Source organism: Coriobacteriia bacterium, assembly GCA_031292615.1.
Lineage (GTDB): Bacteria > Actinomycetota > Coriobacteriia > Anaerosomatales > JAAXUF01 > JARLGT01.
This window is the reverse complement of record JARLGT010000023.1, coordinates 1-9,078: the sequence shown is the minus strand read 5'-3', so window position 1 is coordinate 9,078 and position 9,078 is coordinate 1. Positions and strand designations below refer to the sequence as shown.

Annotated in this window: 13 protein-coding genes; all 13 read right to left on the bottom strand. The window is 64.3% G+C overall.

Going from position 1 to position 9,078, the window contains the following annotated elements; genetic code table 11:
- Positions 1 to 216 (bottom strand): F0F1 ATP synthase subunit delta (locus P4L93_02420; protein MDR3685801.1); only part of this gene is annotated, 216 nt, incomplete at its 3' end.
- A complete protein-coding gene (gene atpF / locus P4L93_02415) occupies positions 206 to 706 on the bottom strand; it encodes a F0F1 ATP synthase subunit B (GenBank protein ID MDR3685800.1) in 501 nt (166 codons plus the stop codon). The genes P4L93_02420 and atpF, both read right to left, overlap by 11 nt.
- Positions 707 to 749: 43 nt before the next feature.
- Positions 750 to 965: an ATP synthase F0 subunit C gene (atpE, locus tag P4L93_02410; GenBank protein MDR3685799.1), complete on the bottom strand. Its 216-nt coding sequence runs from the start codon at positions 963 to 965 to the stop codon at positions 750 to 752.
- An 85-nt stretch (positions 966 to 1,050) separates the two neighbouring features.
- Positions 1,051 to 1,839 (bottom strand): F0F1 ATP synthase subunit A, encoded by a 789-nt coding sequence (gene atpB, locus P4L93_02405; protein MDR3685798.1) that lies wholly within the window; start codon positions 1,837 to 1,839, stop codon positions 1,051 to 1,053.
- 17 nt (positions 1,840 to 1,856) lie between these two features.
- On the bottom strand, positions 1,857 to 2,165 hold the full coding sequence (locus P4L93_02400; GenBank protein ID MDR3685797.1) for a hypothetical protein: 309 nt from the start codon (positions 2,163 to 2,165) through the stop codon (positions 1,857 to 1,859).
- Positions 2,166 to 2,283: 118 nt separating this feature from the next.
- Positions 2,284 to 3,423, bottom strand: a complete 1,140-nt coding sequence (locus tag P4L93_02395) for an MraY family glycosyltransferase (protein MDR3685796.1) — start codon at positions 3,421 to 3,423, stop codon at positions 2,284 to 2,286.
- Positions 3,420 to 3,911, bottom strand: a complete 492-nt coding sequence (locus P4L93_02390) for a cytidine/deoxycytidylate deaminase family protein (protein MDR3685795.1) — start codon at positions 3,909 to 3,911, stop codon at positions 3,420 to 3,422. Before P4L93_02390 ends, P4L93_02395 begins: the two co-directional genes overlap by 4 nt.
- A gap of 12 nt (positions 3,912 to 3,923) precedes the next feature.
- Positions 3,924 to 4,574, bottom strand: a complete 651-nt coding sequence (gene upp, locus P4L93_02385; GenBank protein MDR3685794.1) for a uracil phosphoribosyltransferase — start codon at positions 4,572 to 4,574, stop codon at positions 3,924 to 3,926.
- Between the two features lie 46 nt (positions 4,575 to 4,620).
- Complete coding sequence (locus P4L93_02380; protein ID MDR3685793.1) at positions 4,621 to 5,862, bottom strand: serine hydroxymethyltransferase; 1,242 nt, start codon at positions 5,860 to 5,862, stop codon at positions 4,621 to 4,623.
- A 105-nt stretch (positions 5,863 to 5,967) separates the two neighbouring features.
- Entirely contained in the window at positions 5,968 to 6,411 is a 444-nt protein-coding gene (gene rpiB, locus P4L93_02375) for a ribose 5-phosphate isomerase B (GenBank protein ID MDR3685792.1), read from the bottom strand.
- 167 nt (positions 6,412 to 6,578) lie between these two features.
- Entirely contained in the window at positions 6,579 to 7,220 is a 642-nt protein-coding gene (locus tag P4L93_02370) for an L-threonylcarbamoyladenylate synthase (GenBank protein ID MDR3685791.1), read from the bottom strand.
- 37 nt (positions 7,221 to 7,257) lie between these two features.
- Entirely contained in the window at positions 7,258 to 8,151 is an 894-nt protein-coding gene (gene prmC, locus P4L93_02365) for a peptide chain release factor N(5)-glutamine methyltransferase (protein MDR3685790.1), read from the bottom strand.
- Between the two features lie 10 nt (positions 8,152 to 8,161).
- The coding region (prfA, locus tag P4L93_02360) for a peptide chain release factor 1 (protein ID MDR3685789.1) at positions 8,162 to 9,078 on the bottom strand (917 nt) is incomplete at its 5' end.

The following is a 9,078-nucleotide window of genomic DNA, read 5'->3' as shown; positions in this document are numbered from 1 at the left end:
GACAAGCACGTCGCGCAGCATCTGCGCGCGCAGCGGCGCAGCGATCGAGTCGTCGCGCACGGCGTCGCGCAGCGGCGCTTGGCCGCGAACGAGCCGCGCTACAGCATCGAGCTGCATCGAGACGTTGTCGACGTCACCGCTTGCAGCGGCGGCCTCGAACAGGGCGTTCGCGTACGCCGCGACGATCTGCTTGGCGAGCGCTCGGCTAGTTCGCATTCAGGCTGCCCGCCTCGCTGATGTACTTCTCGATCACGGCGCGGTGGTCGTCGGCAGAAAGCTCGCTGCCGATCAGCTTGCCCGCGACGGCCACCGAGAGATCGGCAACCGACGCCTGTAGCGAAGCGATGGCCGCTCGGCGCTCGCCCTCGATCGACTCGCGTGCCTTGGTCAGCATGTCGTCGATCTCAGCCTGCGTCTTTGCGGTGCCTTCGAGACGCGTGGCCTCGGCAGCCTGCTTGGCCTGCTGCAGGATGCTTCCGGCTTCCTTGCGGGCGTCGGCCATCGTCTGCTTGTACTCGTCGAGCAGACGCTCCGCGTCGATCTTGGCAGCTTCAGCGCGCTCAAGGGACTCGCGAATGTTGTCGGCGCGCTCGTCTAGCATCGCCGTGATCGGCGGCCAAACGTACTTCGACGCAACGACGAGGATGATCAGGAACGAGACCGCCGCCGGCAGGAGCTCTTGTAGTTTTGGTATGAGCAGATCCACGCCTGGTACCTCCGATTCGGCTTAGTAAAGTGACCTAGCCGACTTAGATCTTGGTCCAGAGCAGGATGGCCATAACGAAACCGAGGATGCCGAGCGCCTCAGCCATGCCGGCGCCGACGAAGAAGATCGTCTGGACCTTGCCAGAGACCTCAGGCTGACGAGCCATGGACTCGGTGGTGCCGCGTGCAATCAGGGCGATTGCCATCGTCGCGCCGACGACCGCGATGGCGTACATGAGAGCGATACCGATGAACTGCACTTTCGTCCTCCTTGTTTGGGGGGCCTATTCCGTAAGGCCATCCTTGACACTTCCACCGGCACTTCAGGCCGGTTAGAAACCGTGGTTAGTGCTCGGCCACCGCCAGCGAGATGTAGACGGTAGAGAGCAGCGTGAAGATGTAGGCCTGCAGAATCGCAACCCCAATCTCCAAAAGGTAGAGCGCAGTGAGTAGGAGCATCCACGCCAGCGTTGCGATGCCGCCGATGGCGATGTTGCCGATGCCGCCACCTTGGATGCCCTGGATCACCTGTTCGACGCCGATCGACGTCAGAATCGAGAAGATGCCGAGCACGATGTGGCCGGCGTACATGTTGGCGAACAGACGAATCGAGAGCGTGAAGGGTCGGACGAGCATCGAGATAACCTCGATGACCCAGATGACCGGCCACAGCACTCCCGGAACTCCGTGCGGCACGATGCCCTTGATGTAGCCACCGACGCCGCGCTTCTGCATGCCCGCGTAGTTGAAGTAGACGAAGGAGAACAGCGCAAGCGCGACGGTGACGCCCATGGTGCCGGTGCCCGGCTTCATACCCGGGATGACACCGATGAGGTTGTTGAGCACGATGAAGAAGAAGATGGTGCCGAGGAACGGGAAGTACTTCGCTCCGTCGGGACCGATGTTGGCGACTGCGAGATCGTTGCGAACGAACTCGACGAGCAGCTCGATCAGGTTGTAGAAGCGGCCCGTGGGATAGAGCTTCACCTGATTCCGAGCGGCCAAGAGGATAGCCAGCAGGAGAACCGTGCCGATGGCAAGGAAGAACACGTAGTTCGTGAGGTGGAACGAAGTGACGTCGTGGCTCTTCAGGAAATCAAGCAGGCCGTTAATCTCTTCGGCGAAATGCTCCACGCTGTCTGTCTCCCTTGCTAGTCGTGATACGACTCTCTCATCATCCAGACCGCTGACACGCCCAGACCGATGACATACCCGGCTCCCAGTGAGAGCCCAAAGAACAAGAACCCACCCGGAGCCACCAGGACGTACCCGATGAGTACACCGGACGCCACGAGCATCCCGCCCATCATGAACATCATCATGATCGCGAGCCCGTCACGGGCATCCGATGACGTGGAGAGATTCCGGCTCCACGCTGAAGCGGCTATGAGCACCGCCCCTATAAGGAACCCCAGAACGGCCGCGACAGCCGGTATCGCCAAGAGCGCTCGCAGCTGCACGGTTCTGGTGGTCCCCGTCCGTTACCCTCGTCCCCTGGTCCCGTAGGACCAGCGCTCAGCCACGTGGCTGACAAGCAGGGTCAGAATACACGACCCCCCGGAGGGTCACAAGGTACATTTAACTTGTTTTCTCCACACTTCGGCCATTGCCTTTATTTGTCTCACCAACAGCCGCTTCCCCCTCGGCATGGCCGACCGCTTCGAACAAGCCGAGCCAGTACGCCATGAACCCGGTAATGACGAAGAGGACGAGGAACGTGAGTGCCTTCATCGGCCCGGGGGCGTATCGAATCGCGTATCCGCCAAGGGCCAACGCGATGGACCACACGTAAATAATGAACACGGTTTGACGCTGGTTGAATCCTCGGCCAAGGAGCCGGTGGTGGATGTGCCCCTTGTCGGCTTCTTGGATTGGGCGTTTGTGCAGCACTCGCCTCACGATCGCCGAGGCCGTGTCGAAGATAGGCACGCCGATAATGAGCAGCGGAACCGCCAAAGCGATCGCCGCACTGGACTTCATGACGCCCATGAGCGAGATGGTCGCGAGCGTGAACCCCAGGAAGAGCGCGCCGGAATCGCCCATGAAGATCGAGGCCGGGTTTGAGTTGTAGCGCAGGAAGCCAACACACGCGCCGATAACAGCCACGGCGAATGCAGCGGCGTCCAGTCGGTTACCCTGCGCGGCCAAGATGAGCAGGCTGGCAGCCGCAATCGCACTGACGCCGGCCGCCAAGCCATCCAGCCCGTCGATCAAGTTGATGACGTTGGTAAAGCCGACGATGTAGAGCATCGTTATCGGGATGGACAGAAGCCCCAGCTCGACGAGCCCGCCCGCGAAGGGATCGCCCACGTAGACGATCTTGAGCCCGGACCCCACGACGACTCCTGCGGCAACGATCTGGCCGATGAGCTTAGCCCCCGGAGAAAGCGTCCTGAGGTCGTCGACCAGCCCTACAAGGAAGATGATGGTAATCCCCAGGAGCACGCCGAGGATTCGGACCCGAGCGGTGCCGCCGCCCACGATCGTCCCACCCCAGCCAAGGTACATCTCGCCGAAAGCCTCAACGCCCACGGCGGCCATCACCCCTGCGAAGATTGCGACGCCTCCCAGGCGAGGGATGGGCTTGGTGTGCACCTTGCGCCCACCGGGGAAGTCGACCAGCCCATGCTTGATCGCGAAGTGCCGAACCAGCGGCGTCACCACAAGCGTGACGACCAGCCCGACCGCGAAGATGAGCGCGTAGTGCTGAAGGCTCACAGACCGGCGTCCTCAGGTGGGAGCAGCGCCGCGCCCGGCGCCACAGCAATCAGCTGCCGAGGAACCACACCCGCCTCGGCAAGGAGTTCGGCCGAGAGCGGGTCAGGGTAGGGGTCGCGGTAGACGATGTCGACCACTCCCGAGTTCAGCAGAATCTTGGCGCACAACACGCACGGCTGGTGCGTGCAATAGGCGGTCGCGCCGTCCATGGCAATCCCGTGCTTGGCGGCCTGGATGACTGCGTTTTGCTCGGCGTGGATGCCTCGGCATAGTTCGTGACGCGTCCCACTGGGGATGTGGCGCTGCTCGCGCAGGCAACCCACCTGCTCGCAGTGCGCGAGCCCTTTGGGCACACCGTTGTAGCCGGTCGCCAGAATGCGCTTGTCCTTGACGAGGATCGCTCCCGTGGCACGGCGCAGACATGTCGAGCGTCCGGACACCTGCTCGGCGATAGACATGAAGTACTCGTCCCAGGATGGACGCGGCATCTTTGCGCTCCCCTACTTGGTGCCGAAGAGGCGGTCGCCGGCGTCGCCCAGGCCCGGGACGATGTAGCCGTGGTCGTTGAGATGGTCGTCGATCGAGCAGCAGTAGATGTGCACGTCGGGACCGCATGCCCTCACGACCTCGTCGATGCCCTCGGGTGCCGCAATGAGCACGAGGAGGCGAATCTGCCTCGCGCCCTTGGCGCGTAGGAACTCGACGGCCGCCGAGGCGCTTCCGCCCGTCGCCAACATCGGGTCGACGATGAGCACGTCGCGCTCGGCGATGTCTTCCGGCAGCTTGCAGTAGTACTCGACCGGCTTGAGCGTCTCGGGATCGCGATACAGGCCGATGTGGCCAACGCGCGCTGCCGGGATGAGCTCCAAGATGCCCTCGACCATGCCGAGCCCTGCACGCAGGATCGGAATCACCGCGACCTTCTTGCCCACGAGCTCGTAGCTTACCGTCTCGGTAATGGGCGTCTGTACGGTGGTCTCGGCGAGTTGGAAGCCGCGCGTCGCCTCGTAGGCCTCGAGCATCGCCAGTTCCTTGACGAGCTCGCGGAACTGCTTGGAGCCCGTCTTGACGTCGCGAAGAATCGTCAGCTTGTGCTGGACGAGCGGGTGCTCGACGACCGTCACGTTGGGATACGGCGACGAATTGGCCATGAAGGGCTCCTCTCGCGGTCTTGCGAGCCGCTGGTGGGTGTGGCTTTTACAGCTCGGGGTAGAGCGGGTGCTTGGCGAGCAGCTCGGCGACCTCTTCCTTGATGTTGGCGAGCTTGGCCTCGTCCTCGCGGTTGAAGACCGTCTGGGCGATGAGGCAGCCGATGGTGTGGGCCTCGCCCTCGGTGAAGCCGCGCGTGGTGATGGCCGGCGAACCGACTCGGATACCGCTGGTGACAAACGGGCTCTCCGGGTCGTTGGGGATGGCGTTCTTGTTGGTGGTGATGCCGACTTCCTCAAGCACCTTCTCGGCCACCTTGCCGGTGACGCCAGCGGGACGCAGGTCGACGAGGAGCAGGTGGTTGTCGGTGCCGCCGGAGATCAGGCGTAGGCCGCACTCGACCATCGCGGCGCCCATCGCCTTGGCGTTGATCACAACCTGATCGATGTAGGTGGTGAACTCGGGCTTCATCGCCTCGCCGAATGCGACGGCCTTGGCAGCGATGATGTGCTCGAGCGGACCGCCCTGCAGGCCGGGGAAGACAGCCTTATCCAGCTTGACCGCCCACTCTTCCTTGCAGAGCACGAACCCGCTGCGCGGACCGCGAAGCGTCTTGTGCGAGGTGGAGGTCACGAAGTCGGCGTACGGCACCGGCGACGGATGCGCGCCCGTGGCGACGAGACCGGCGATGTGCGCCATGTCGACCATCAGCACCGCGCCGACCTTGTCGGCGGCCTCGCGGAAGCGGGCGAAGTCGATGACGCGTGGGTAGGCGCTGGCGCCCGCGATGATCATCTTGGGCTTGTGCTCGAGCGCGAGGCGCTCCATCTCGTCGTAGTCAATCGTCTCGGTCTCCATGTCCAGACCGTACGGCACGACGTTGAACCACTTGCCGGAGAAGTTGACGGGCGAGCCGTGGGTGAGGTGACCACCCATGGCCAAGTTCATTCCGAGGATCGTGTCACCCGGGTCGCATGCCGCGTAGTAGACGGCCATGTTGGCCTGCGCGCCGGCATGCGGCTGCACGTTGGCGTGATCGGCGCCGAAGAGTTCCTTGGCGCGGTCGCGTGCGATGTTCTCAACGATGTCGACCTTCTCGCAGCCACCGTAGTAGCGCTTGCCGGGAAGGCCCTCGGCGTACTTGTTGGTCAGAACCGTGCCTGCCGCCTCGAGCACCGCCATGGAGACGAAGTTCTCGGATGCGATGAGCTCGATCGTGCCGCGCTGGCGGACGAGCTCGGCGTCGATGGCCGCTGCGACCTCGGGGTCGGTGGCCGGGATGTACTTCAATGCCATCTCGCATCCTTCCGTCCTGGCGCTCGCCTCTTGTGGCGGCGCCTGCTCTACTTCAACCGCGACCGCATCCAGAGCGACCGCGAGAAAACGCCGAGGCCCTTACGGACGCTCGGCGGCGGTGATCTTGGCGACCCGGGCAGCGTGCCGAGCTCCCCCGAACGGCGTGCCGAGGAACCCGTCGAGGATCTCCTCGTTGACCTGAAGCGGCACGAACCGCGCGGAGAGCGTCACCACGTTTGCGTCGTTGTGCTCGCGAGCCAACTTGGCGAACTCGGAATCTGTGACGTTGGCCGCACGCACGCCGGCCACCTTGTTGGCCGCAATCGCCATGCCGATTCCCGTGCCGCACACCAGCACCCCGAAGTCGGCATCGCCGCTGCTCACAGCCTTGCCGACCGCCAGCGCAAAGTCCGGGTAATCGACGGAGTCCTCGGCGTTGGCGCATCCCAGGTCGGCCACCGTGTGGCCGGAATCGGCGAGGTAGTCCGCGAGTCGCGCCTTCTGGTCGAAGCCGGCGTGGTCGCTGCCGATGGCGATACGCATGCACTGGCCTTTCACGAGCGGTTGTCGGAGTGTCGATTGTACCGCAATCGGAACCCTGTTCCGTGACGCTTCCCGCGACTCGCGAGCGGCTCGCCGAGACGTGCAGCGGCGCCCAGCCGAGAAGGCCGAGCGCCGCGTGGATCGTGATAGATCGCGCCTCGCGACGGCTAGTTGCCGCCCAAAGCCGCCGAGACGATCTCGGCCGAGCCGATCGCACCCTCGCGCAGGATGACCGGCGCGTCTCCGGTGCAGTCGACCACCGTCGATGCAGTCTGGTGCTCGGTCTCGCCGCCGTCGAGCGAGAGGTCTGCAGCCTGCACGATGCGGATCTCTACCTCGTCGAACGTGCCGGGCGCAGGGTTGCCGCTGGTGTTGGCGCTCGTCGCGATGATGGGGCCACCGGCAGCCTGAAGCAGCTCGATGACCACCTCGTGCTTGGGCGAGCGCAGTGCGACAGTGCCGTCGGGGGCTCGGAAGTCTCGGCCAACACGCTCGGACGCTTTGACGATCAGCGTAAGCGGTCCGGGCCAGAAGGCCCGAGCGAGATTGTGAGCAAAGTCGGGAACTTCGATGCCGTACGTGTCCAGCGCGTCCTCGCTTTCGACCAGCCAGGGCAGAGGCTTGTCGAGCGGTCGAACCTTGACCTCGAAGATCTCTTGCGCGCCGAACTTGGAGTCGGCCAGAGCGCCGATGCCGTACACGGTCTCCGTCGGGAAGACCACGAGTCCGCCGTCACGGAGTACCGTGGCGGCGAGGTTTATCACTTCTGCGTTTGGGCTCTCCGAATCGATGTGATACGTCTTGGACATCGTGAACGCCTCCTTGCATCCCTGCCCGGATGGGTCGTCAGGGTCGTTGTGCGAGCCGGGCGGTCACGATGCGGTCGCGACCGGCGAGATCGAGGACGACCCTTACATCTTCATACCACTGTCTTGCTTCTGCAGCGGCATGTTGCACCCTTCTTTCATCTAGTTCGATTGCGAGAATACCGCTGCCCGGTCGAAGCCAGGTGCGCGCCTCGTCCAGAATCCGCCGATAGACGTCCAACCCATCCGCACCGCCATCGAGTGCGAGATGCGGTTCGAATCCAGCGACCTCGGCGGGCAGATCGGGCACGTCAGCGCTGGGAACGTAGGGTGGGTTGGAGATCAGCAGGTCGACCTCGCCCCGCGATTCGGGTGGAAGCGGAGCGAACAGGTCGCCCTGGCGCACGTCGACGCGCTCCTCCAAGCCGAGACGGGCGGCGTTCTCGGCAGACACCTCGATGGCGATCGGCGAGAGGTCTGTAGCAAGCACGCGGGCCTCGACGCGTTCCTGCGCGATGGCCAGAGCGATGCAGCCGGAACCGGTGCACAGGTCAACCACGAGCGCCTCGCCGCGCTCGGCGATGGCGGAGTCGACCGCCGGCAAGCCGGCGTCGACGAGAACCTCGGTCTCGGGACGCGGGATCAGCACGCCGGGGCGCACCTTGACGACGATGTGGCGAAAGGCGACCTCGCCGGTGACGTACTGAAGCGGCTCCCCGGCCGCTCGGCGCTTGACGCCTTCGCGCAACGTGGTGCGCTCTTCGGGCGAGAGCGGGCGGTCGTGGTAGGCGTAGAGCTCGACGCGGGAAAGGCCGGTCGCCGCGGACAGCAGCCACTCGGCGCTGCGCCGCGGATGCTCGTCGTCGCGGTCGGCCAGATAGTCCACGGTCCAGTCGAGCGCCGCCTTGATCGTCCAGACAGTATCGGCGGGCACGCAGGAGTGCCTAGACCGCTGCGGCGAGTCGGGCGGCGCGGTCGGCCGCGACCAGACCATCGACCAGCGAGTCGATCTCGCCGGACATAAGTCCCGGAATGTTGTGGACCGTCAACCCAATTCGGTGATCGGTGACGCGATCCTGGGGGTAGTTGTAGGTGCGGATCTTCTCGGAGCGGTCACCGCTGCCGATCTGGCTGCGACGCTGCGCGCCAAGTTCGGCCTGCTGCTTCTCGAGCTCGACCTCGTAGAGCCGGGCGCGCAAGACGCGCATAGCAGCTTCCTTGTTCTGGAGCTGCGACTTCTGGTTCTGCGACTGCACGACCGTGCCCGTAGGCAGGTGCGTGATGCGAACCGCCGAGTCGGTCGTGTTGACCGACTGGCCGCCGGGGCCAGAGCTTCGGTAGACGTCGATGCGCAGGTCGGCGGGGTTGATCGTGATCTCGACGTCCTCGGCTTCGGGAAGCACCGCGACGGTCGCTGTTGACGTGTGGATGCGGCCCTGGGCCTCGGTTGCCGGAACGCGCTGCACGCGGTGGACGCCAGACTCGAACTTCATCTTGGAGTAGACCTTGTTGCCCTTGACGCGGAACGAAACTTCCTTGAATCCGCCGGAGTCACTCTCGGAAGCGTCGATCTCCTCGACCTTCCACCTCTGGAGTTCGGCGAATCGCGTGTACATGCGGTAGAGGTCACCTGCGAAGATCGCGGCCTCATCGCCGCCCGCACCGGCGCGAATCTCGACGATGATGTCCTTGTCGTCGAGCGGGTCGCCCGGAAGCAGCATGACCTTGAGCTCCTCTTCGAGGGCAGGAAGCTTGGGCTCAAGCTCCTTGATCTCCTCGGCGGCGAACTCCTTCATCTCCGGATCGGTCTCGTGCTTGAGAATGTCCTTGGCCTCGTCGAGCTGCTCGGACGCCGAGATGT